The following is a 24,189-nucleotide window of genomic DNA, read 5'->3' on the forward strand; positions in this document are numbered from 1 at the left end:
ACTGGCGAAGCCTGCGATCTTTTGATCTACAGCTTCTCGAGCGCCATGTTCAGCGCCAACACATTCACCACCGGCGGCCCCACCAGCGGCTGCTCGATGTGTGCATCAAACAGTTGCTGCACGGTCGACACCGGCAGGTTACGCGCTTGCGCGACACGCGCCAGTTGATAGGCAATTGCCGCCGGAGGCAAGTGCGGATCGAGGCCGCTGCCGGAGGTAGTCAGCAGCGCCAGCGGCACCGGGCCTTGGCCGGGCACCTGCAACTTGTTGGCGTCGTCGATCACGCGGGTGGCCAGTGCCGGATTGCTCGGCGCCAGGTTGCTTGCGCTACTGGAAACAGTGGCAAAGGCACCGGCCGATGGCCGCGGATGGAACCACGCATCGCCAACAAAATCCTGGGCGATCAGCGATGAACCGCGGACCTTGCCGGCGGCGTCGTGCACCAGGCTGCCGTTGGCCTGCTCGGGAAACGCGAACTGCGCGACGCCCGTGACTACCAGCGGATAGGCAACGCCGGTGACGAGGGTCATCAGCACCAGCAGGCTCAGGGCCGGACGTATCATTGTGGACATTTCATAATCCTCGAATTCAAAAAGCACATATCGCATTAAGTCAGGTGGATCGAGTCGAGTTCATCGCCAGCAGGCTGGCTCCCACAGGGGAATGCATTTCAAATGTGGGAGCCAGCCTGCTGGCGATGGCGGCATGCCTGGCACGCCACTCAAAATCACACCAAGTGCAACGCCGTGAGCAGCATGTCGATCGCCTTGATCCCCACAAACGGCACCAAAATCCCGCCAACGCCATAAATCAGCAGATTGCGTCGCAGCAACGCCGCCGCACTCGCCGCTTGCACGCGTACACCGCGCAGAGCCAGCGGAATCAGCACTACGATGATCAACGCGTTGAACACAATGGCCGACAGAATCGCGCTCTGCGGACTGCTCAGGTGCATGATGTTCAGCACGCCCAGTTGCGGGTAGATCGAGGCGAACAACGCCGGCAGAATCGCGAAGTATTTGGCGATGTCGTTGGCGATGGAGAAGGTCGTCAGCGCACCACGGGTCACCAGCAATTCCTTGCCGATTTGCACCACGTCCAGCAGCTTGGTCGGATCGCTGTCGAGGTCGACCATGTTCGCCGCTTCGCGTGCGGCTTGCGTGCCGTCGTTCATCGCCATGCCGACGTCGGCCTGCGCCAGCGCCGGGGCGTCGTTGGCGCCGTCGCCGCACATCGCGACCAGACGACCGTCGTTCTGCTCAAGGCGAATACGCGCGAGTTTCTTCTCCGGTGTGGCTTCGGCGAGGACGTCATCGACGCCTGCTTCAGCCGCAATCGCAGCAGCGGTCAGCGGGTTGTCACCGGTGACCATCACCGTGCGAATCCCCAGTTTGCGCAGCTCGGCAAAACGCTCGCGGATACCCGGCTTGACCACGTCCTTGAGGTGGATCGCGCCGAGCAATTTACCGTCGACACAGACCAGCAACGGCGTGCCGCCGCTCTGGGCGATTTTGTCGATTTCCCGCGACAGGGCCGGGGCCAGATCGGTGCGTGGTTGACCGATGAAACTCAGCAGCGAATCCACCGCACCTTTGCGATAAACGCGGCCCTGATAGTCGACACCGGACAAGCGGGTTTCAGCGCTGAACGGCACAACAGTCAGGGTTTCCGGCGAAGGCTCAGGTTCCGGGTGCAGACCGCGCAGGTACTCGACGATGGATTTGCCTTCGGCGGTTTCGTCACCCAGCGACGCAAACAACGCACCTTCGGCCAAGTCCCGGCCCGTCACACCCGGCGCGGCATACACCGCGCTGCACCGACGGTTGCCGAAGGTGATGGTGCCGGTCTTGTCGAGCAGCAGCACATGCACATCGCCCGCCGCTTCCACCGCGCGACCGGATTTGGCAATCACGTTCAGGCGCACCAGACGATCCATCCCGGCGATACCGATCGCCGACAGCAGGCCGCCGATGGTGGTCGGAATAAGCGTCACCAACAGCGCCACCAAAAACACCAGCGGCAGGCTGCCGTTGGCGAAGTGGGCGAAGGGTTGCAGGGTCACCACCACCAGCAGAAAGATCAGCGTCAGACCGATCAGCAGGATATCCAGCGCGACTTCGTTCGGGGTCTTCTGGCGCTTGGCGCCTTCGACCAAGGCGATCATGCGGTCGAGGGTCGATTCACCGGGATTGGCGGTGATCTGCACCAGCAACCAGTCAGACACCAGTCGGGTGTTGCCGGTGACGGCCGAGCGGTCGCCACCAGACTCACGAATGACCGGCGCCGATTCACCGGTAATCGCCGCTTCGTTGACCGCCGCGATGCCTTCGATGACTTCGCCGTCACCCGGGATCATCTCCCCCGCTTCGACGCGAACCACATCGCCCTTGCGCAGACTGGTCGCCGGCACAACCTGGAAGCTGCCGTTCGCCTGTTTACGTCGAGCGCTGAGGCCTTCGCTGCCAGCCTTGAGGCTATCGGCGCGGGCCTTGCCGCGACCTTCGGCCAAGGCTTCGGCGAAGTTGGCGAACAGCACGGTGAACCAAAGCCACAGGGCGATTTGCGCGGCGACGAACGTCGGCACATCAGCGTCGGGAATGAAGCACAACACGGTGGTGAAAATCGCGGTCAGTTCGACCACCAGCATCACTGGCGAACGCTTTAGTTGCCGAGGGTCGAGCTTGACGAAGGCTTGCACCAGCGCCGGACGCCACAGGGCCGAGATTGCGGTTTTCGCTTGTTCCGGTGCTTTGGCGGCAGCGGGTTTGATTGCGGGCATATTCATCATTGACTCCTTAGAAGCCCAGGCTCAGATGTTCAGCGATCGGACCCAACGCCAGCGTCGGCAAAAAGGTCAGGCCGCCCACCAGCAAAATGGTCACGGTCAACAGGGTCACGAACAGCGGGCCATGGGTCGGGAAGCTGTTCTGGCCGATCGGTGCGGTTTTCTTCATTGCCAGGCTGCCGGCCAAGGCCAGAACCGGAAGGATGTAGCCGAAGCGACCGATCAACATGCCCAGGCCGAGCATCAGGTTGTGGAACGGCGTGTTCGCGCTCAAACCTGCGAATGCCGAACCGTTGTTCGCACTGGCCGAGGTGTAGGCGTAGAGCAACTGGCTGAAACCGTGCGGGCCGGGGTTGCTGATGGTTGCCGCAGGGCCTGGCAAGGTGGCGGCAATCGCACCGAGTACCAGCACGCCGACCGGCATCACCAGCAGCGTGACCACGAGCAATTGCACTTCTCGCGCCTGGAGTTTTTTACCGAGGTATTCCGGCGTCCGACCAATCATCAGACCGGCGAGGAACACCGCGATCAACACGTTGAGCAACATGCCGTAAAGCCCGGCACCGACGCCGCCGAAAATCACTTCGCCGACCATCATGTTGACCAGCGCAACCATGCCGCTCAGCGGATTGAGGCTGTCGTGCATGCCGTTGACCGAGCCGTTCGACGCCGCCGTGGTGGTCACCGACCACAGCACAGTGGCGGTGGTGCCGAAGCGCGCTTCCTTGCCTTCCAGCGGTGCGATCTGTTCGACGGCAGCGTTGTTCAGAGTCGGATTCGGCTGGTACTCAGCCCACAGCGAAGTCGCGCCGCCGATCAGGAACAGCGCCAGCATGCAGGCGATGATCGCGCGGCTCTGACGCAGGTCCTTCACGTAATGGCCGAACGTGAACACCAGCGCCGCCGGGATCAGGATGATCGAGGCGACTTCAAACAGGTTGCTCCACGCGGTCGGGTTCTCGAACGGATGCGCCGAGTTGACGCCGAAGAAGCCACCACCGTTGGTGCCCAGTTGCTTGATCGCAATCTGGCTCGCCGCCGGGCCCAGCGGGATCACTTGATCAACGCCCTGCAGGGTCACCGCATTCACATACTGCGCGAAGGTTTGCGGCACGCCCTGCCAGACCAGATACAGCGCCAGCAGCAGGCACAGCGGCAACAAGCCGTAGAGGGTAGCGCGGGTCATGTCGACCCAGAAGTTGCCCAGTGTCTTGCTCGACTTGCGGCCGATGCCACGGCACAGCGCGACCAACACGGCGAGGCCGGTGGCGGCGCTGACGAAGTTCTGCACGGTGAGGCCGACCATCTGACTCAGGTAGCTGAGCGTCGCTTCACCACTGTAGGACTGCCAGTTGGTGTTGGTCATGAAACTGACCGCAGTGTTGAACGCCTGAGTCCATTCCTGGCCCGGCAGGTTCTGCGGGTTCAGCGGCAAGTGATCCTGAAACAGCAGAATCGTGAACAACAGCAGGAAACCGGCAAGGTTGAAAGCCAGCAGCGCCAGCGTGTATTTCTGCCAGCTCTGTTCATCCTGCGGATTGACCCCGGCCACGCGAAAACAGCCGCGCTCGACCGGGCCGAGAATCGGCGTCAACCAGGTGCGCTGGCCTTCCATCACTTTGTAGTAGAAGCGCCCGAGGAACGGCGCCGGCAGCAAGACCAACGCGAAGAACGCGAGGATCAGCCAATAGTCATAACTGTGCATAGCCGCTCCTAGTTCCGATCCGCGCGCAACAGCGCAACCAACAGATAAATGAACAGCCCCACTGCCAATAGCAGTGACACCCCGTCCAGAACGCTCATGGAAGATCTCCGTGTTACGGCGTATTGCCGCGTGTGGAGTGATTGTCGGGAAGGAGGCTGTAAAGGAACGAGAGCGAGGGGTGTGGCGGGGCATAAAGAAAGCGTAAAGAGTGGGTTTATGCGGGCTTTACAGCCGATTTTTGCGTTGTCCGGACTGGCCTCATCGCGGGCAAGCCCGCTCCCACAGGTTCAGCGTCAGGTCGCAGTTGTGTGCTCGACGCAGATCCCTGTGGGAGCGGGCTTGCCCGCGATGGCGGCATTACAGACTCCACCGCACCCGACTGGCGCACAAAAATGCCAACATCCACCGCCGAACATCCCCGATACGACAAATTCAAGCCCATTACGACCCGCCAATACAAAATGGCACGCCCACTGCACACGCCCTCCCCCGAGCTTTCCAACCGTTCAGGGAGCAAACGCATGAACACACAACTCAAACCCACGCTAGGCACGCTGCACCTGTGGGGTATCGCCGTGGGGCTGGTGATTTCCGGGGAATACTTCGGCTGGAGTTACGGCTGGGGCGTGGCCGGGACGCTGGGTTTTCTGGTGACTTCGTTCATGGTCGCGACCATGTACACCTGCTTTATCTTCAGCTTCACCGAACTCACTACCGCGATTCCCCACGCTGGCGGGCCGTTTGCCTACAGCCGTCGAGCATTCGGTGAAAAAGGCGGATTGATCGCCGGGCTGGCGACGCTGATCGAGTTCGTCTTCGCACCGCCGGCGATTGCTCTGGCCATCGGCGCCTATCTGAATGTGCAATTTCCGGCACTTGATCCGAAACACGCGGCAGTCGGCGCGTACATCGTCTTTATGGGATTGAACATCCTTGGGGTGAAACTGGCGGCGACCTTCGAGCTGATCGTCTGCGTGCTGGCCGTTGCTGAATTGCTGGTTTTCATGGGCGTCGTCGCACCAGCGTTCAGCTTCAGCAACTTCGCCCTCAATGGCTGGGCCGGCTCGGACGTTTTCGGCGCGCCAGCGATTGCCGGGATGTTCGCCGCGATTCCGTTCGCTATCTGGTTCTTCCTCGCCATCGAAGGCGCAGCCATGGCCGCCGAAGAAGCCAAGGATCCGAAACGCACGATCCCCAAGGCTTACATCAGCGGCATTCTGACTCTGGTGCTGCTGGCAATGGGCGTGATGTTCTTCGCTGGCGGAGTAGGTGACTGGCGCACCCTGTCGAACATCAACGATCCACTGCCGCAAGCGATGAAAACCGTGGTCGGCGACAATTCCGGCTGGCTGCACATGCTGGTATGGATCGGCCTGTTCGGTCTGGTGGCGAGCTTCCACGGGATCATTCTTGGCTACTCGCGCCAGTTCTTCGCCCTCGCCCGCGCCGGCTACCTGCCCGCCTCGCTGGCAAAACTGTCGCGCTTCCAGACGCCGCATCGGGCGATCATCGCCGGCGGAATTATCGGCATCGCCGCGATCTACAGCGACGGCCTGATCAACCTCGGCGGCATGACCCTCACTGCCGCGATGATCACCATGGCGGTGTTCGGCGCGATCGTGATGTACATCATGAGCATGCTCAGCCTGTTCAAACTGCGTAAATCCGAACCGAACCTTGAGCGCACCTTTCGCGCGCCGTGCTATCCGTTGATTCCGATGATTGCATTGGTATTGGCGGTGGTGTGTCTGGTGGCGATGGCGTGGTTCAACACACTGATCGGGCTGATTTTCCTCGGCTTCATGGCGGTCGGTTTCGGCTACTTCCTGCTCACCGGCCAACTGCGTGCCAACGCCCCGGCCGACGCAATGCTTACCGGTCAATGAGGGATTGATCGGGTGCGCCGGGCATAACGGGCCTAGAATGGAACCACTGCGAGTTCACTTCGCTCAAAAGTTGTATGCAGCGGTTCACGGCGAAATCCTCGCCCACCGATCTGCCTTTAAGGAGAGCCGTTATGCCTTGGTATGCCTGGTTGATTCTGGTCGTTGCAATCGGCTCGATCGTGGGCGGGTTGATGATGTTGCGAGACACCGCCAACAAGGTCGAACTGACCGATGAAGAACGCAAGCGTGTCGCTCAACGCAATGCCGAAGCGGACGCGAAAGAAGCGCAAGACCGTTGAAACCAACCCCGCCTAACTGGCGGGGTTTGTTTTTCAGATCCGTATCCGCCCTTCTGTGTGTTTTTTAGAAGTAGAAGTACAGTCACCATTTAATTTTCCATGGTTAATATGGGGGTATTGTTGCGGAGAGATCCAAATGCGTTACTCGCAGGACCATAAAGCCCAGACACATCGACGGATAATCAAGGAAGCCTCAGCACGATTCCGCAAGGATGGAATCGGTGCGACAGGCCTGCAGCCGCTGATGAAAGCGCTGGGGCTGACCCACGGCGGTTTTTACTCGCACTTTCGATCGAAGGACGAGTTGGTCGAAAAGGCATTGCAAGAAGCAAGCGACCAGGTTGATGGGCTATGCGCTGAAATCTTTGCCCAGGAACATCCGCTGCAACTGTTTATAGACACTTACCTGTCCGAATGGCATCAGACGTCTCCACAGGAAGGCTGCCCTCTCCCGACCATCTCTGCAGAACTGGGATTGCGCGGACAACCCAGTCCAACCAGTGACGCCGTGCTTAACGCACGACTGGATCAGATCGAAAACACCCTCGAAGGTGACAATCGCGCCGACCGGGCCATCGTCATCATGTCGACCCTGGTTGGCGCGCTACTGCTGTCACGCAGTGTCGCGGATACCGAGTTTGCTCAACGCATCCTCGACGTCACCAGCGAGCACCTCAAACAATCCGAAGACTAATCCTGCCAACGCTTGAACAACACGCTGGCATTCACACCGCCAAAACCGAACCCGTTGGATAACGCATATTCGATCGGCATCGGCCGGGCCTGACCATGGACGATGTCCACGCCTTCACTGGCAGGATCCGGATTGTCAAAATTGAGCGTCGGCGGCACCACCTGATCGCGAATCGCCAATAACGTGAAGATCGCCTCAAGTCCGCCCGCAGCACCCAGCAAGTGACCGGTGGCGGATTTGGTCGAGGTCACGGCAATTTTGTTCTGCACACCGAACAACGCCTTGATGGCCGCCAGTTCGCCGAGGTCGCCAACCGGCGTGGACGTCGCGTGCGCATTCAGATGCTGGACCTGATCCGGCGTGATGCCGCCCTGAGCCAGGGCCAGCGCCATTGCCCGCCGTGCACCACTGCCGTCTTCCGGCCCAGCGGTCAGGTGATAGGCATCGGCCGTGGTGCCGTAACCGACCAGTTCGGCCAAGGGCTGCGCGCCACGAGCCAAGGCATGTTCAAGGGACTCGATCACCAACAGGCCGGCGCCTTCACCCATGACAAAGCCATCACGCCCACTGTCGAATGGACGTGAGGCGCGCTCCGGGGTGTCGTTATAGCCGCTGGACAGCGCTCGTGCCGCGGCGAAACCCGCAAGACTGACGCGATCGATCGACGCTTCCGCGCCGCCGCACACGGCGATATCGGCTTCACCGGATCGAATCAATCGCGCCGCATCACCAATCGCCTGAACACCGGCGGCGCAAGCAGTTACTGGCGCCCCCAACGGTCCTTTGAGGTGATGCTGAATGGATACGTGCCCGGCTGCGAGATTGACCAGAAACGACGGAATGGTGAATGGCGACAAACGACGCGGGCCACGGCTATCAGTCGTACGCACCGCGTCAGCGATGGCACCGAATCCGCCGACACCGGACCCGATGATTGTCGCTGTGCGTTCTTGATCCGTCGCATCGGCTGGATGCCATCCCGCCTGCTCCAACGCCTGCCGCGCCGCTTCCATGGCAAACATGATAAAGCGGTCCATCTTCTTCTGTTCTTTCGGCGCGGTGGCGCGATCCGGGTCGAAACCGGCCTCGGCGTCCTCTTCCAGAGTCGGCACTCTGCCGCCAACACTCGTTGGCAAGTCAGCGACCACTGCTTCAGGCAAATTGCGCAACCCCGAACGCCCCTGCAGCAAACGTTGCCAAACAACCTCAACACCGCTGCCCAAGGGTGAAACCAGGCCCATGCCCGTGACGACTATTCGACGCTGATCCATACCGCATGTACCTCTAACTGATTCAGAAAAACTTACTTGTAACGGCTGGCAGCCGAACTGCGGGACAGGTTCGGCGCCATCACCATCCGCGCAGCCACAAAGGCTTGCCACTCACCCGCATCCGGAAGGGACGGGATGGTAATGAGCTCGCCCTGATCCAGACCTGCCAGCGCGGCATCGACCATCTCGCCAGCGTCCATGACCATTTCGGCCGGTATGCCGCTGGCGTCGATTCCGGAACGCTCCCAGATTTCAGTGCGGGTAACGCCGGGCAGCACCGCCTGGACTTTTACACCGGTGCCGTCGAGTTCGGCGTTAAGCGATTGAGTCAGGCTCAGCACATAGGCTTTGCTGGCGCTGTAAGTGGCGTTGAAACGCTCTGGAAACAGGGCCACAACCGAGGCAATGTTGATGATCGTGCCGCGACCAGCCTTGGCAAAACTCGCCGCAGCGGCCGATGCCAGCCGGGTGACCGTGGTGACGTTGAGCTGGATCAGACGCTCAAGATTGTCTAAATCTGCATTGGCCAACAGACCATCAGCCGCAACGCCGGCGTTGTTGACCAGCAGGCTGATGCTGGAATCACTGCGCAGACGCTGCTCAAGTTTGAGCACATCATCTTTTTGCGTCAGGTCCGCCTTGAGCACTTCGACCTGAATGCCATGGGCATCCCGCAACCTGCTTGCGGCACTGTCCAGACGCTCTTGGTCACGGGCCACTAACAACAAGTCAAAACCGCGCGATGCCAACCGCTCTGCGTAAATCGCACCGATACCAGACGATGCACCAGTGACGAGAGCTGTACCTTGAGACGCAACAGAATTCATGACAGGACTCCTGGAATACTTGGGGGATCGCCCTCTGGATCTCGGTGATACAGAGCGCGCGGTAATTATTATAGGCATAATCCTAGCGCAATATGATAGCCGTAATTTTTAACTGGCAGACGAGCGTGCTTCTGGTTTCCTCAGGCAAACGCGCTACCTGAAAAACAAAAAGGCCGGTCAATGACCGGCCCCTTGGCGTTGAACAATCAGCTTAGTTCACTTCCAGCTTGTCGCGATTGCGATCCAGGATCGCTTTTCCAATACCCTTCACTTCCAGCAACTCGTCCACCGATGCGAACGGCCCATTTGTTTCACGATATGCAACAATCGCTTTGGCTTTGGCCTCTCCTACACCGGACAGTTCTTTTTGCAGCGTTGCCGAGTCGGCGTCGTTGAGATTGATTTTTGCGCTTTGTGAAGACGGCGCAACGTCAATGACGATTGGCGCCTTCACTGGCTCCGGTGGCGACAGAGGCGCAGCAATCGCGGCTATCGAGGCACTTGTAAGCAGGGCAAACATCAAGGAGTAAAAGTAACCGGTACGCATAGGTGACGCTCCATCATCATTTGAGAAAGCAGCTTTTCCGAAGCTGCTCTTCAAAAGTAGGCCATGACGGGCGCAAGTCAAAAATGCGTGCGTTACAGGATGTGAAACAATCAGGGCTCGAGGCGGCGTTGCTGGTAGATCCAGTCGACAATTTCGCCATCGGGGGTGTAGCCGCTGACGGTTTCGCGCAGGAGTTGGCGGACGCGGGTGTAGTCGTCTTTTTCTACAGCGATGAGCAACTCATCTAACTTGGCCTTCAATACCTCCCAAGGGAGGTGGTCTTCATTGGCTGTCATGATCATCGGGTGCGATGTTGCTGCGACGTTATCGCCGATCAGCAGCTCCTCATAGAGCTTTTCTCCCGGTCGCAAGCCGGTGAACTCGATGGAAATATCACCTTGCGGGTTGCGGTCGGAGCGAATGCTCAAGCCGGACAGATGGATCATCTTCTCTGCCAACTCGACAATTCGCACCGGTTCGCCCATATCCAGAACAAACACATCGCCACCCTGCCCCATTGAGCCTGCCTGAATGACCAACTGCGCGGCTTCCGGGATTGTCATGAAGTAGCGGGTGATTTTCGGGTGGGTGACTGTCAGTGGACCACCGGATTTGATCTGACTGTGGAACAGTGGAATCACAGAGCCGGACGAACCCAGTACATTGCCGAACCGCACCATGGTGAAGCGGGTTTTGTTGACCCGAGACACATTGGCGCTGTCACCAAACAGCACTGGAGCGACTTCACGACTCAGCGCCTGGAGAGTCATCTCCGCCAGACGTTTGGTACTCCCCATGACGTTGGTCGGACGAACCGCCTTATCAGTTGAAATCAGAACAAAGTTCGATACGCCAGACTGCAAAGCCGCTTGAGCCGTGTTAAGCGTTCCGATTGCGTTATTCAGGACGCCTTCAGCAATATTATGCTCGACCATCGGTACATGTTTATAAGCGGCTGCGTGGTAAACGGTGTCCACCTGCCAGGCTTTCATCACATCCAGTAACTTTTCCTGATGCCGGATAGAACCGAGAATCGGTAGCAGACGGATAGGCGCCGACTCTCGCGTACTTCGCTGCTCCAACTCTGAGAGAATGCTATATAGATTGAATTCGCTATGGTCGAACAGTAGAAGCTCAGTTGGCCCCAGCGAAAAAATCTGTCGGCACAGCTCCGAGCCGATCGAACCGCCGGCGCCAGTAACCATGACTGTCTTGCCCTTGATGCAGCGCTCCAGCAATTCCGGCTGCGCTGGAACGGCGTCGCGCCCCAGCAAATCGGCGATATCAACTTCCTGAATATCCTCAACCTTAACTCTGCCGCTGGCCAAGTCGGTGAAGTTGGGAACACTGCGTATGTGGAGCGGATAAGCTTCAAGAAAATTGAGGATTTCCCTGCGTCGTGCTCGAGTTGACGAGGGCAGCGCCAGGAGTATCTCCTGCGCGCCCGTGACATCGATCATCTGCTGAATATGCTTGGGTTTGTAGACCTGGAGACCAGAAATGGATCGATCAGCAATATTGGTATCGTCGTCGATAAACGCCACAGGCCGCATGACCCTGCCCATCCGTAATGCAGCAACCAATTGGTTGCCCGCAACGCCTGCACCGTAGATGGCGACCTTGGTCAGGCCATCATCGCGATTGGTGAACGGCACGTGCTGGGCAGCCGTGAACCAGTCCCCCATGAAATATTGACGCATGCACAGGCGCAGGCCACCGATGATGACGAGGCTCAGCCACCAGTAATTGAAGATAATAGAACGAGGTACTACGGCTTCATGGTTGCTGTACCAGTAAACAACTACAGCAAGAATCAGCGATGAAAGACTAACGGCTTTGATGATTGCAATAAGAGCGTCATTGCCAAAATAGCGCATTACGGCACGATACATGCCGAAGCGAATAAAAAGGGGAATAGCGATCACCGGAGCGCAAGCGAACAGCCAAAAATGTATTTTTAGCGGGTTGTACATGTCGTCTATTCCCAGACGAACGATAAACGCCAGCCACAAAGCGATCCAGACCAGGAAAACATCGGTAGCGACCTGAATCAGACGCTTGCGCCGTCGGGGCAGATTCACCAGATAAGTCCTGACTTTGTCCATAAATACCTCGCTCACCTCAAACTTCTCCTTTCCGCGGCTGCATTACCGGTCGAGCTCCGGACAGCATACCGCATTGACCTGAAGAATCTGAACGGCTCGAATCTGAAACTTTCTCGGTCAAGGGGAGTTTGATAGCCGATGAGAAGTCAACGAATGCACACCTTCTCCAATCCGTGAGGCGCATGAGCCGCGTTACCGTAGAGTCGGACCAACGCGGAGGAGAAGTGTTTCACTGAAACGACGAACGCACCCGAAAACGTTAACTGCTCCCGGCGTGTACATCTGTTTTGGCACGCCACTGCCTGATGCGGCTTATGCCGTGTAATACCCGGACAAACACGATAAGCTAACAAGCCTAGCTGTGATATCAAAGCTTTACTCGCCACCATGGAAAGAGCGTAAGACCTGTGCCAAATGACTCCTGCTCCCCTGCCGCCGCTACGAGTAAGCCAGCGATAGAAATTGAATGCGTGGCGATTCTTCTGTGCACCTACAATGGCGGTAGCTTTCTCAAGGATCAGCTGGACTCGATCGCTGCTCAAAGTCACGAGCGCTGGGTCGTATACGCATCCGACGACGGCTCGACGGATGACACCCTCGAAACCCTGCAGCGCTACCGTGAAGCCTGGGGTCAGGATCGCTTGATTATCCTGCAAGGGCCAGGACGCGGTTTTTCAAACAATTTTCTGTCCGTGCTGGGTCATGCGTGCGGTCGTCAAAAATATTACGCCTTCTGCGATCAGGACGATTACTGGCATCCCACGAAACTGCAACGAGCAGTGGCATGGCTGAAATGCCAGCCCGTCGACACGCCCGCGCTTTATTGCGGACGCACTCGAATTGTCACTGAGACAGGTGAGTTCGCCGGACTGTCTCCTTTGTTTTGCAAACCTCCGAGCTTCGAAAACGCGTTGATGCAGAATCTGGCTGGCGGCAACACGATGCTGATTAATCAGGCAGCCTGTTCTCTACTGAACATGACTCCGCCGGCCGCACCATTGGTATGTCATGACTGGTGGACCTATTTGTTGATCACCGGCTCTGACGGCAACGTCCATTACGATCCGACCCCCACGCTGGATTATCGTCAACATTCGCAAAACGTCATCGGCGCCAACACCTCGGTCAAAAGTCGCCTGCTTCGAGTCAAGCGGATGTTCCAGGGTTCAATGAAAGAATGGAACGATGCCAACATCGCCGCCTTGACGCTTCTTTCCGCGCATTTGAGCGAACGCAATGTGGAGACGTTCAAGCAATTTGAGCGCGGCCGCAATGCCGCACTTTTCAGCAGAATCAAAATGATGATTTCCAGCCGCTTTTATCGTCAGACTTTCATAGGCAATGTAGGCCTGGCTTTAGCGATCTTAATTAACAAAATGTAATCAGTAGATTGATTCACCCTCGCAGGAGTAACACTACCTGCTGATCGAAAGAGCCCTGATCATTGATTGGAACGCTCTGATCGAGCTCGACACCAATCAATTGCGCATACACCAGACATCATGGTCACGTGCCTGATCTCAGGAAGCTGCTGGCAAAACTTCAACCACGCCTTTGCGAGGGCCGCTCGACTGATACCGGCCACTCATTAGCCACCATCGGGCTCAGGCCATCCACGCATGGGACAGCCTTTGGAAAGCCCAGCAAAATCTCTGTCCTTTCCGCTTGCCAAGCTCTGAAACACTTCAGTTGAGCAACGACCGCTAGCCCTGAAACGCCATGTCCTGTTAATCTTGAGCGGCTATGCTCTGGGAATATTTCCCCAAATAAAGTTAGCTCCAGCCACGACCTACAGGTGGCGGCTGCCTCCCAAAGCGGCTAAAGGCTTTTAAGCATCAGGTATATTGAAGAGACAACTCAAAAATGTCGTATCTGTCACCCTCCAAACCGCCATATTCGATGTTTATCCAAGCGGCGGGATGCATAATGCGTAGTCCGACACTCGCTTCGATGAGTCGTCAAGCCGGTCAAATCACTAAAACAGCAACCACCCCTTCCTGTATTCACCCCGGCGGGCACTCACTTGTCGAGGTTGTCGGTTAATGCGTATCTTCCCAGCTACACCGGTTGAAATGGTGGCAAGCCTGTGGCGCCATCGAGCGCTAATTCACGCCTCAGCCAAACGCGAGGTATTAGGCCGGTATCGCGGCTCAATGCTCGGTTTGCTGTGGTCATTCTTCAATCCACTACTCATGCTTCTTGTATACACGTTTGTATTTAGCGTCGTATTCAAGGCTCGCTGGGGCACCGGCGGAGAGGGTTCAAAAATTGAGTTCGCCCTGGTGTTGTTTGCCGGACTGATCGTCTTCAATTTATTCGCCGAATGTGTAAACCGGGCACCATCACTGATCCTGTCCAATGCGAACTACGTTAAAAAAGTGGTGTATCCGCTGGAAATACTACCGTTCGTGGGGTTGCTGGCAGCGTTCTATCACGCTGCAATCAGCGTGACAGTGTGGCTTGTCGCCTATGCCCTTCTCATCGGCGCCCCTATGATCACGGCACTTTACCTGCCCTTGGTCCTGATTCCCTTCGCCCTGTTCATCATGGGCCTATGCTGGACACTGGCATCACTTGGAGTATTCCTGCGTGACGTGTCCCAACTGATCGCCGTAGTAACATCCGTCCTTATGTTTTTAAGCCCGATCTTTTATCCGGCCAGCGCCTTGCCCGACGAGTATCAACACATCCTTTATTACAATCCTCTTGTGCCCGTGATTGAGATGGTCAGGGACATTCTCTACTGGGGCAAATCGCCCGACCTGAACGCGCTGGCAATTTATACCCTGGCTGCTGCGGTTATCGCCTGGCTAGGTTTTGCTCTGTTTCAGAAGACAAGAAAGGGGTTCGCAGATGTCCTCTGAAATCGCTATCAAGATAGAAGGTCTGAGCAAGTGCTACGAGATCTACAACACGCCACGTGATCGCCTGAAGCAGTTCATTTTGCCAAAATTGCAGAGCACTTTAGGCATGCAGGCTCAGCAGTACTATCGCGAATTCTGGGCATTGAGGGATATATCCTTCGAAATCAAAAAGGGCGAGACCGTCGGTATTATCGGCCGCAACGGCGGGGGGAAATCGACGTTGCTGCAGCTTATCTGCGGCACACTCAACCCAACCGGTGGATTGATCGAGACCAACGGACGCATCGCGGCGCTGCTTGAACTCGGCTCTGGCTTCAATCCCGAGTTCACGGGCCGGGAAAACGTCTATTTGAGTTGCGCTCTGCTTGGGCTCACCAAAGAACAGACCGACGCGCGCTTTGATGATGTTGCCAGCTTCGCGGATATCGGCGATTTCATCGAACAACCGGTCAAGACATATTCAAGCGGAATGTTCGTCCGCCTCGCCTTTGCGGTGAACATCGTGTCCCAACCAGACATCATGATTGTGGATGAGGCATTAGCCGTTGGCGATATGAGTTTCCAAGCCAAATGCATGACTGCACTTCGCCGCATTCAAGATAACGGTGCAACCGTACTTTTTGTCAGCCATGACATCGGCAGCATTCGCAGTCTGTGCTCCCAGGCAGCGTATCTTGAACAAGGCAGGCTCAAGAGTTTTGGCAAGGCAAGCACTCTCACGGAAGAATATATTCGCGTCACCCGCGAAGAAATGAACAGTGAAGTGCTCAAATATTTGCCGGAAATAAAAAATCCGAAAGCCGACAAGACCGAGGTCTTGTCGACCTCCGCCAGCACTCATGGGTTTAAAGAATCCCAGGAGTTCGATCGTCGCGCCGCCGGCTTCCGATATGGCAAAGGTGGTGTACGAATTGCCTTTGCGGAATTGATAGACGCCTCTGGCGAGCCTGTGGTCGCTGCTGAGTTCAACCAGAAAGTAACCATCAGAATCTATATTGAAGCTGAAGAGCAGACGGAATGCTCAGTCAACTACTACATCCAGGACGACAAGAAGATTCAGATTCTTGGTGCTGGATTCAGAACGGCTGGACTACCGCTTCTGGAATGCGTGGCGGGCGGGCGGTACATTGTTTCCTACACTACCCTACTGCCTTTGCAAGAAGGCAATTACAGCATTCAGATTCAAATTTCAAAACCGGTGGTTTTAGAGCAAAGTGCCGAGTTTCTCGATGTCATTGATGACGCGATCGTTTTCAATGTGCAGAGACGCGCCGCGGGGCGTATCTGGGCCAAGGCGTATGTGGAAAACACTATCGAGGTGCAGAATCTATGAGCACGTCCACACTGAACGTTACAAGGCGCTTACAGCTGTCAAATGCTGGCACATGGTGCGCCGCTGAACCGGGTACTCCTGTGCATCCAGGCCGCCAATCCTCGCGCATCCTGCTCGTTGTAACTGCATCATGATTCCGGTTACCCGAACGCACCTGCCAGAACTGGATGTCTATACCGCGTACCTCAAGGGTATGTGGGAATCCGGGGTGCTGACAAACAATGGTCCGCTGGTGAAGCAACTCGGCGCAGAGCTCTCCAGTGCGCTCGGCGTAACCCACCTGCAACTCGTTACCAACGGCACGCTGGCACTACAACTGGCTATCAAGGCCCTTGGATTGCAAGGCGAGATCATCACCACGCCCTACAGCTACGTAGCTACGACAAACTCTATTCTTTGGGAGGGCTGCACGCCGAGATTTGTCGACGTGGACGCTGAATCCTTCTGCATTGACCCCTACTTGATCGAGGCTGCAATCACAGAAAAGACATCCGCTATTTTGGCAACGCATGTATATGGCTACCCATGCGATGTCGACAGAATTCAGGAAATCGCGGACCGTCATGACCTGAAGGTCATCTACGATGCCGCGCACGCGTACGGTGTGCGCCTGCACGGGCAATCAGTGTTAAATCACGGTGACTGCAGCACCCTGAGCTTCCATGCTACAAAGCTCTTTCATACGGGTGAAGGCGGTGCAATCGTATTTCGCGATAAGGAAGTAGCCGACGGGGCGTTCCTGATGAGCAAGTTCGGTCATTTGGGCGAGGATGACTACATTGATCTGGGCATCAATGCAAAGATGTCCGAATTACATGCAGCCATGGGGCTTAGCATGCTACCGCATGTCAGCTCGATCATCGAGGCGCGTCGCCAATGCTCGGCTTGGTACGATGAATTTCTGGCAGGTACTCGACTACAACGGCCACAAGTTGTCAGTGGGCTTGATTACAACTATGCGTACTACCCTGTCGTTTTCGAAACTCATCAAATAGCAATGGCAGTACGAGAAGCCCTGAACGAACGCGGCGTATTTCCACGTCGTTACTTCCACCCTTCTCTCAACACCCTGCCATTTCTGGATGATGCTACCCGTAGCCTGTGTCCCACCTCGGAATCACTGGCGAGCCGCGTCCTGTCGCTGCCACTTTATACTGCGCTCTCTCAGCAAGAAATCTCGATGATTTCTACTTGCATCAAGAATGTGCTTGAGTCCTGAGGTGGAACATTTGAAGCTGGCGATCATGCAACCTTACCTGTTCCCGTATCTTGGCTACTTTCAGCTGATGCGAGCAGTTGATGCATTTGTTGTTTACGACGACGTCAACTTCATCAAAGGTGGCTGGATCAACCGCAATTACATTCTCTCCAATGGTGACAAGCAGCTGATCACACTGCCGCTGCAGGGTGCCAGCCCAAACAAAATGATCAATCAGGTCGACATTGGTACTCAGCACAAGATCTTGCAGAGCATTCGGCAGAATTACAACAAGGCGCCCTATTTCGAGTGTGTCTTCCCCATGCTCGAAAAAATCCTCAGATACAACCACCGCAATCTGGCGGAGTTTCTTGATCACCAACTAAGAGTTCTATGCGGCTATCTCAACCTAAGCCCGGAGTGGCATATCTCCTCCGCACTCAAAAAAAATATCGAACTGCGTAGCCAAGACAAAGTAATCGCCATCTGCCGCGAGCTTGGAGCTACACACTACATCAATACGGCTGGAGGTAAGGCGCTTTATGATGCGCAATCCTTCGCCTCACATGGCTTGAAGCTTTCCTTCATTCAGTCACGCCCCATCAGCTATTCACAGTTCGGCAAAGAATTTCTGCCCAATTTGTCCATCGTCGATGTGATGATGTTCAATGACCGAGAGCAATGCGCTCAATTGCTTCAGGAGTACGACCTTGTCTGATGAACGTACGGCCAAATTTCGCCGCAACGAGTTGCTGGAAAATTTCCTCGCGGAGTTGAACAAGGATTTGCAGCCGTCTGAACAAGCCTTGTTGAAGCAACAGGGCAGCTTGGACGCCGACCACCCAGTGATATTCGTGATGGGCCCTCTTCGGAGTGGAACCACGTTATTTATGCAATGGCTCGCAAACACTGGCTTGGTTGCGTACCCGACCAATCTGCTGTCGCGCTTCTATCAGGCACCTGTGATCGGCGCCAAAATTCAACTTTTGTTAACCGATCCGCGGTTTGACTTCCGGGGCGAGTTGTCCGAGTTCGCACAGCAGACTCAGTATCGCTCCGAGAACGGCAAGACTGAGGGCGCTCTGGCCCCTAACGAATTCTGGTATTTCTGGCGCCGCTTTCTCGCTGAACCTTCACGCGATGTGTGGAGCGACCCAGAGTTGAAGCAGAACATGGATACCCAGACCATGCTAAGCGAGCTTCGAGGGATGATGGATGTTTTCCAGAAGCCATTTGCAGCCAAGGGAATGTTGTTCAACTACAACATTCCCTTCCTTGACTCAGTCTTTAATAAGGTACTCTTCGTTCATATCGTCAGAGACGAAGTGACGAATGCCGAGTCCGTGTTGGAAGCGCGCAGACGGCAACTGGGCGATGAAAAAGCCTGGTATTCGTTCGACATCCCGGAAAAAGAGCAACTGATGCACCTCAGCCCATCTGAGCAAGCGCTAGGCCAGGTTCGCGCCATCAATCAAGCCGTTGAGACTGGTCTGAAACACGTTGCCGAGTCTCGGAAGATGGTCGTCCAATACGAAGACTTCTGCGCTTCGCCTGCGAAGTATTTTGAAGCGTTGTCGAGAAAGCTGGGAATGACTGACGCGCCATACACCGGCACTGCAGCATTTGAAGTAACGAGAAAACGGTGAGCTCAACTCACAACGAGATCGCACGTGTGTTTTCAGGATTGCATGTTCAGCACCAAGGCGCTTTAAAACACACCTAAAACAATGGTAATGGTCATGTTGCAAGCCCCTACAGTCTCCGTCATTTTGACCTCTTTTAATCACTCGAAATATTTGCGAGCGGCGATTGAAAGCGTTCTGAACCAGACGTACGAGAATTTCGAGCTGATTATCTGGGACGATGCGTCTCAGGATGAATCGTGGGAAATTATCAACAGTTACGCCGATGCGCGAATTAAACCCTTTCGAAACAGCAAATCGAAGCGTGGCGTCTATGGCATCAACAAGGCCATTGCTGATGTTGCGCAAGGTGAATACATCGCCATTCACCACTCCGACGATGTCTGGGAAGCCGACAAGCTTGCCAAGCAAATAGGCTTTCTGAACACCCACCCGTCAGTCGGCGCAGTATTCTCCAACGCGCGGGCAATCGACGAAGACGGGGCAATCCATCCGGATACCTCGCATTACTATTCTTCTGTGTTCGATCGAGAAAACCGTTCACGCCAGGAATGGCTGCGCTTATTCTTCGATCAAGGTAATGCGCTTTGCCATCCGAGCGTGCTTATCCGTCGGCAATGCTATGACGACTGTGGCTTGTACCGTTTGGGTCTGGCACAGCTTGCCGATTTTGATATGTGGATCAGACTCTGCCTGAAATACGAGATCCACGTCCTGCCGGAAAAACTTGTCAAGTTCCGGGTGAGAGACAACGAGGCAAATTCCAGCGGGAATCGACCAGAAACACGCGCTCGTGTACTCTTTGAGTTCAGCATGCTACTGCCGCTTTACGGTCAGATCACTGACAAAGACGATCTTCTGAAGGTGTTTCCTGAAGCCGAGGCATTCCTCAGCGAGGAAGGCACTTGCGTGCATTACGCAATGGCAAGAGCCATGCTCGAGGTCAAGACATTTGACATTGTCGTACCTTTCGCCTTGACAGATCTTTTCAAAATTCTGAATTCGCCTGACAAAAAAGTGCCAGCAGAATTCAGCGTAACTGAGTTCGTCAGACTTACTGCAGAGCTTGATCCATTGAAGATGGGTCATTTCGACCACCTTGCCAAGGTGGCAGCTGAGCACGAAGCTGAGGTTTACAAGCGTGACGAGCACTTGGCCGAGTGCGGCATCGTGATTTCAGAACGTGAATCTCAGATTAAAGAAATTTCAATTGCGTTGTCGAAGCGCGAAGCACAAGTCGCCGAACTGGACGCACTGCTGTTGGAACAGCAGGCAAAGATCACTGACCGTGACTCCCAGCTGACACATCGCGAGCAGCAAATAATCGAGCGTGATGAAATGATAGCTCAGCGTGACGCGCAGATAGTTGAGTTTAGCGCAGTGATCTCCGAGCGGGACGCGCTGATAGATGGGTTTAACGCAGTGATCTCGGAACGTGACGCGCTAATCAATGAGCGTAACGCAGTGATCTCCGAGCGGGACGCGCTGATCAATGAGCGTAACGCGGTGATCTCCGAGCGGGACGCGCTGCGTAAAGCAATGATCTCCGAGCGGGACGCGCAGATTGATGGGTTTAACGCAGTGATCTCGGAACGGGACGCGCTGATCAAAGAGCGTAACGCAGTGATCTGCGAACGGGACGCGCAGATAGATAGGTTTAACGCAGTGATCTCGGAACGTGACGCTCTGATCAATGAGCGTAACGCAGTGATATGGGAGCGTGACGTGCAGATCAATGAACGTAACGCAGTGATTTTGGAGCGTGACACAAGGATAGAAGCGATTTACAAATCCAAAAGTTGGTGCGCCACGAAGCCACTTAGAACACTCAGCACTCTCTTCAAGAAACGTACCAAGCAAGAATCTGGAAAGGATGTTATGAAACAGCAAGCCAAGATCAGTCTGTTGTACAAACTTATAAAACTCAGCATTGCCAACCCCGGCTTTTTCGTGCGTAACCTCAACATGGCAAACGTACGCCGGTTCTTTGCCGCCGTACCCCGACACAATGAGGAAACTGTAATAAATCTGGCCAAGGACAAAATCGAGCAAGACAAGGTGCTTGCCCGCGTTCACCAGGCCGATGAAACCTCGCACCCAGGTTTGCTCAAGGCTCAGGCACTGGAAAAGTGCTACCCGGGTATCACGCAACCAGTTGGCCTGGGAAACATTTTCCTGCTGGAAGAAAAAATCTCCGCTCCACCGTTTGTAGTTGATCCTCTGGCACCTTCGCGGGTGAATGTCCTGTTGCCGCAACTGGATCCATTGATCATGTTCGGCGGCTATATCGCTTGCCTGCAGTTCATCTCGAAAATCCAGTCCGAGGGTTTTCAGGTCAGGATTCTACTCACCGAGTCTGATCGATTTGACCGCGAAGCCGTGGATTCAAAACTTGCCTCCAATCCGGCTTTGCAGAAAGCAGTCGCCGCTGCTGAAGTTGAAGATATTACGCAAGGGACGCACGAGCTGGTGATATCTCCAGGCGACGCATTTGTCGGCTATTCCTTCTGGACGTGTATCAAAGCGCACCATTTGGCCAAGGCAATCGGAAAAGAGTTCATCTTCTTTTTGCAGGAATATGAACCAATTTTCCACCCGCACGATTCCTTGTATGCCATTGGCAGTTATGTATATCGACTACCTCACAAGGTGATTTTCAATACCGAGTTGCTCGCCGACTATTTCCGCAGTAAACAACTAGGGGTGTTCTCGCGCCACGAAGGCGAAGAGCTGGAGGATCATTACGTTGCTTTTCAGCACGCCCTGACGCCTACAACACCGCCTTCGGTTGAGCAGCTGGCGAAACGCGAGACAAAACGCTTGTTGTTTTACGGACGTCCAGAAGGCCACGCTCGTCGTAATATCTTCGAGATCGGCATCCTCGGGCTCAAAGCTGCTATCGCCAACGGCGTGTTCGATAGCGATTGGGAATTCTATGGTGTTGGTACGCTGGGTCCTGACTACGATGTTGAATTGGGTCACGGCCGCGTGATGAAACTGAGCGGAACGCTTCCGCAGAGCGATTACGGTAAAGCCTTGGGTGAATTCGATATCGGCTTGAGCCTGATGCTGGCTCCGCATCCGAGTATTCTGCCATTCGAAATGGCATCGGCTGGTCAGGTCGTCGTCACCAACACCTATGAATCTCGTACCGCCGACGTGTTACGGTCTATTTCCTCAAACATCGAACCGTGCGAGGCCGATCCGTTCTCGATCGCCGAAGCCCTGGAAACTGCAGTGGCGCGCGCCAGTGATAGCGAAGCTCGCATTCAAGGGGCATCGTTCGACTGGGTTCGTGATTGGGATGATGCGTTCAATCCTCAAGTAATCGATAAGATCTCCAGGATCTTGCGGGCTTGAGTACTGCGGTACCTGGATCAAACTCTCATCTGACGCCAGTGGTGGCATTAACCATCGGTACGATGGATGAGGATTCCGGATACTGCGATTGGCTTGTTTTTAAAGCTCCGGCGATCTCAAAGCCATCGCCGGACCTTTCCCTTCATCCCATCAGGCATAACCAACATGATTTTCAGTTCGTGGCAGTTTATTCTGCTTTTTCTGCCCATCTCATTCTTCGTCTATTTTTGGTTAAACGACCGACGTTTAATCGTGGCAGGAAAGGTCTGGCTGGTTGCCGTCAGCCTGTTTTTCTATGCTTATTGGGACGTTCACTACCTCCCCCTCATATTGGGCTCGATTTTCCTGAACTTCGCGATAGGTACCGGCCTCGCCCAAGCGCACAAAGCCTCCCTTGACGATATCAAGAAGTCACATCACGCGATTAACAGAAAAGTTGTTCTGACAACTGGAATCGTGGCTAACCTGGTGCTCTTGGGGTATTTCAAGTACACCGACTTCCTGATTGGCAACGTTAACGCCGTTTTCGGCACTGACTACGCCATTCAGCATATCCTGCTGCCGTTAGCGATCAGCTTCTTTACCTTCACCCAAATCGTTTACCTGGTGGATAGCTATCGAGGCGAAACCGCAGAGTACGACCTGCTGAATTACTCGCTCTTCGTGACATTCTTTCCACATCTGATTGCCGGTCCGATTGTTCATCACCGCCAGATAATGCCGCAGTTTGCTTCGCGCTGGACACTGGTGCGCAGGTATCCGAACATCCTCAAGGGCTTGTTTATCTTTGCGATCGGCCTATTCAAAAAGGTCGTCATTGCGGACAGTTTTGCCGTCTGGGCCACTGCGGGATTCGATGGTAGTCATAGCCTCGGATTCTTCGAAGCATGGGCAACCAGTCTGGCTTACACATTCCAGCTTTATTTTGACTTCAGCGGCTATTGCGACATGGCCATTGGGGCATCGTTACTCTTCAATATCTGGCTGCCAATAAACTTCAATTCGCCTTACAAGGCCCTGAGCATCCAGGATTTCTGGCGGCGCTGGCACATAACGCTCAGTCATTTTCTGCGTGACTACCTCTACATCCCCTTTGGTGGCAATCGTTCTGGCGAATTTCGTACCTACATCAATCTCTTCGCCACATTCTTGCTCGGCGGTCTCTGGCACGGTGCAACGTGGATGTTTGTAATCTGGGGAGCGTTGCATGGCGCCGCCCTGGTCATCCATCGCTTATGGTCACAATTGCGCCGCCCCATGTCTCCGATACTTGGCTGGTTTCTGACCTTTATGTTCGTGAACGTGACATGGGTATTTTTCCGCGCAAAGACCATGGACGACGCGATGCGCGTGCTGAGCGGCATGGTTGATGTGAGCTCGGCATTTGGACACACAGCGGCTACCGTGCCAGTAGCAGATTTGGCTTGGGGAGGCAGTCTGTCCGATGTCGCATTGAACATCATGCCGGCAACACTGGTGGGTCAACTGCCAATTTTTGTGGCCATTGCTCTGGCGTTTATCATTGTTGCTCAAAAAAACTCGCTTGAAATGGCAAAAGGAGTGATAGGTAAATGGAGGCTGGCTTACGGTGCAGCCCTATTTTCGGTAGCGATGTGTTTCATGCTCGCTGCTACTAGCTCTGTATTTCTTTACTTCAACTTTTGATGGCGTC

19 protein-coding genes are annotated in these 24,189 nt (G+C 55.2%); 11 read left to right on the top strand and 8 right to left on the bottom strand.

All coding sequences use genetic code 11. The features are described from left to right. Positions 1–26: 26 nt before the first annotated feature. The 4 genes from kdpC to kdpF form a co-directional block, all read right to left on the bottom strand. On the bottom strand, positions 27–572 hold the full coding sequence (kdpC, locus tag ACA061_RS18755) for a potassium-transporting ATPase subunit KdpC (protein ID WP_210700405.1): 546 nt from the start codon (positions 570–572) through the stop codon (positions 27–29). 155 nt (positions 573–727) lie between these two features. Then, on the bottom strand, positions 728–2,785 hold the full coding sequence (gene kdpB, locus ACA061_RS18760; protein ID WP_497299823.1) for a potassium-transporting ATPase subunit KdpB: 2,058 nt from the start codon (positions 2,783–2,785) through the stop codon (positions 728–730). A gap of 10 nt (positions 2,786–2,795) precedes the next feature. Continuing rightward, on the bottom strand, positions 2,796–4,490 hold the full coding sequence (gene kdpA / locus ACA061_RS18765) for a potassium-transporting ATPase subunit KdpA (protein WP_210553970.1): 1,695 nt from the start codon (positions 4,488–4,490) through the stop codon (positions 2,796–2,798). Positions 4,491–4,498: 8 nt separating this feature from the next. After that, positions 4,499–4,588: a K(+)-transporting ATPase subunit F gene (gene kdpF / locus ACA061_RS18770; protein WP_007899818.1), complete on the bottom strand. Its 90-nt coding sequence runs from the start codon at positions 4,586–4,588 to the stop codon at positions 4,499–4,501. A gap of 423 nt (positions 4,589–5,011) precedes the next feature. On the opposite strand from kdpF, the gene eat reads away from it, so the two are divergent. The 3 genes from eat to ACA061_RS18785 all read left to right on the top strand — a co-directional run bounded on the left by eat (position 5,012) and on the right by ACA061_RS18785 (position 7,369). Further along, complete coding sequence (eat, locus tag ACA061_RS18775; RefSeq protein ID WP_150603326.1) at positions 5,012–6,376, top strand: ethanolamine permease; 1,365 nt, start codon at positions 5,012–5,014, stop codon at positions 6,374–6,376. A gap of 131 nt (positions 6,377–6,507) precedes the next feature. Continuing rightward, entirely contained in the window at positions 6,508–6,675 is a 168-nt protein-coding gene (locus ACA061_RS18780; RefSeq protein ID WP_100847753.1) for a DUF2897 family protein, read from the top strand. Between the two features lie 136 nt (positions 6,676–6,811). Next, a complete protein-coding gene (locus ACA061_RS18785) occupies positions 6,812–7,369 on the top strand; it encodes a TetR/AcrR family transcriptional regulator (protein WP_497299824.1) in 558 nt (185 codons plus the stop codon). Here ACA061_RS18785 and fabF read toward each other — a convergent pair. The 4 genes from fabF to ACA061_RS18805 form a co-directional block, all read right to left on the bottom strand. Further along, positions 7,366–8,640, bottom strand: a complete 1,275-nt coding sequence (gene fabF, locus ACA061_RS18790; RefSeq protein ID WP_497299825.1) for a beta-ketoacyl-ACP synthase II — start codon at positions 8,638–8,640, stop codon at positions 7,366–7,368. The two genes, ACA061_RS18785 and fabF, sit on opposite strands and share 4 nt — an antisense overlap. 32 nt (positions 8,641–8,672) lie before the next feature. After that, entirely contained in the window at positions 8,673–9,467 is a 795-nt protein-coding gene (locus ACA061_RS18795; protein WP_210700402.1) for an SDR family NAD(P)-dependent oxidoreductase, read from the bottom strand. A gap of 211 nt (positions 9,468–9,678) precedes the next feature. Continuing rightward, positions 9,679–10,014 carry a ComEA family DNA-binding protein gene (locus ACA061_RS18800; protein WP_150615956.1) on the bottom strand — a complete coding sequence of 112 codons (336 nt, stop codon included), beginning with the start codon at positions 10,012–10,014 and terminating at the stop codon, positions 9,679–9,681. Positions 10,015–10,124: 110 nt separating this feature from the next. After that, complete coding sequence (locus ACA061_RS18805; RefSeq protein ID WP_210554164.1) at positions 10,125–12,119, bottom strand: polysaccharide biosynthesis protein; 1,995 nt, start codon at positions 12,117–12,119, stop codon at positions 10,125–10,127. Positions 12,120–12,589: 470 nt separating this feature from the next. Here ACA061_RS18805 and ACA061_RS18810 point away from each other — a divergent pair, with 470 nt between their 5' ends. The 8 genes from ACA061_RS18810 to ACA061_RS18845 all read left to right on the top strand — a co-directional run bounded on the left by ACA061_RS18810 (position 12,590) and on the right by ACA061_RS18845 (position 24,182). Then, a complete protein-coding gene (locus ACA061_RS18810) occupies positions 12,590–13,501 on the top strand; it encodes a glycosyltransferase family 2 protein (protein WP_224450888.1) in 912 nt (303 codons plus the stop codon). 660 nt (positions 13,502–14,161) lie between these two features. Then, positions 14,162–14,983, top strand: a complete 822-nt coding sequence (locus tag ACA061_RS18815; RefSeq protein WP_210553974.1) for an ABC transporter permease — start codon at positions 14,162–14,164, stop codon at positions 14,981–14,983. After that, positions 14,973–16,316 (top strand): ABC transporter ATP-binding protein, encoded by a 1,344-nt coding sequence (locus ACA061_RS18820; RefSeq protein WP_210553975.1) that lies wholly within the window; start codon positions 14,973–14,975, stop codon positions 16,314–16,316. Before ACA061_RS18815 ends, ACA061_RS18820 begins: the two co-directional genes overlap by 11 nt. 130 nt (positions 16,317–16,446) lie before the next feature. Continuing rightward, positions 16,447–17,535, top strand: coding sequence for a DegT/DnrJ/EryC1/StrS family aminotransferase (locus ACA061_RS18825; RefSeq protein WP_497299826.1), 1,089 nt, complete (start codon positions 16,447–16,449; stop codon positions 17,533–17,535). Positions 17,536–17,545: 10 nt separating this feature from the next. After that, a complete protein-coding gene (locus tag ACA061_RS18830) occupies positions 17,546–18,232 on the top strand; it encodes a WbqC family protein (protein ID WP_224450887.1) in 687 nt (228 codons plus the stop codon). Beyond that, positions 18,225–19,160, top strand: coding sequence for a sulfotransferase (locus tag ACA061_RS18835; protein ID WP_210553978.1), 936 nt, complete (start codon positions 18,225–18,227; stop codon positions 19,158–19,160). The genes ACA061_RS18830 and ACA061_RS18835 overlap by 8 nt, the downstream gene beginning before the upstream one ends. Before the next feature lie 93 nt (positions 19,161–19,253). Then, entirely contained in the window at positions 19,254–22,517 is a 3,264-nt protein-coding gene (locus ACA061_RS18840; protein WP_497299827.1) for a rhamnosyltransferase WsaF family glycosyltransferase, read from the top strand. 165 nt (positions 22,518–22,682) lie between these two features. Continuing rightward, complete coding sequence (locus tag ACA061_RS18845) at positions 22,683–24,182, top strand: MBOAT family O-acyltransferase (RefSeq protein ID WP_210553980.1); 1,500 nt, start codon at positions 22,683–22,685, stop codon at positions 24,180–24,182. Positions 24,183–24,189 lie beyond the last annotated feature (7 nt).

This window comes from Pseudomonas sp. LBUM1668, assembly GCF_059695715.1.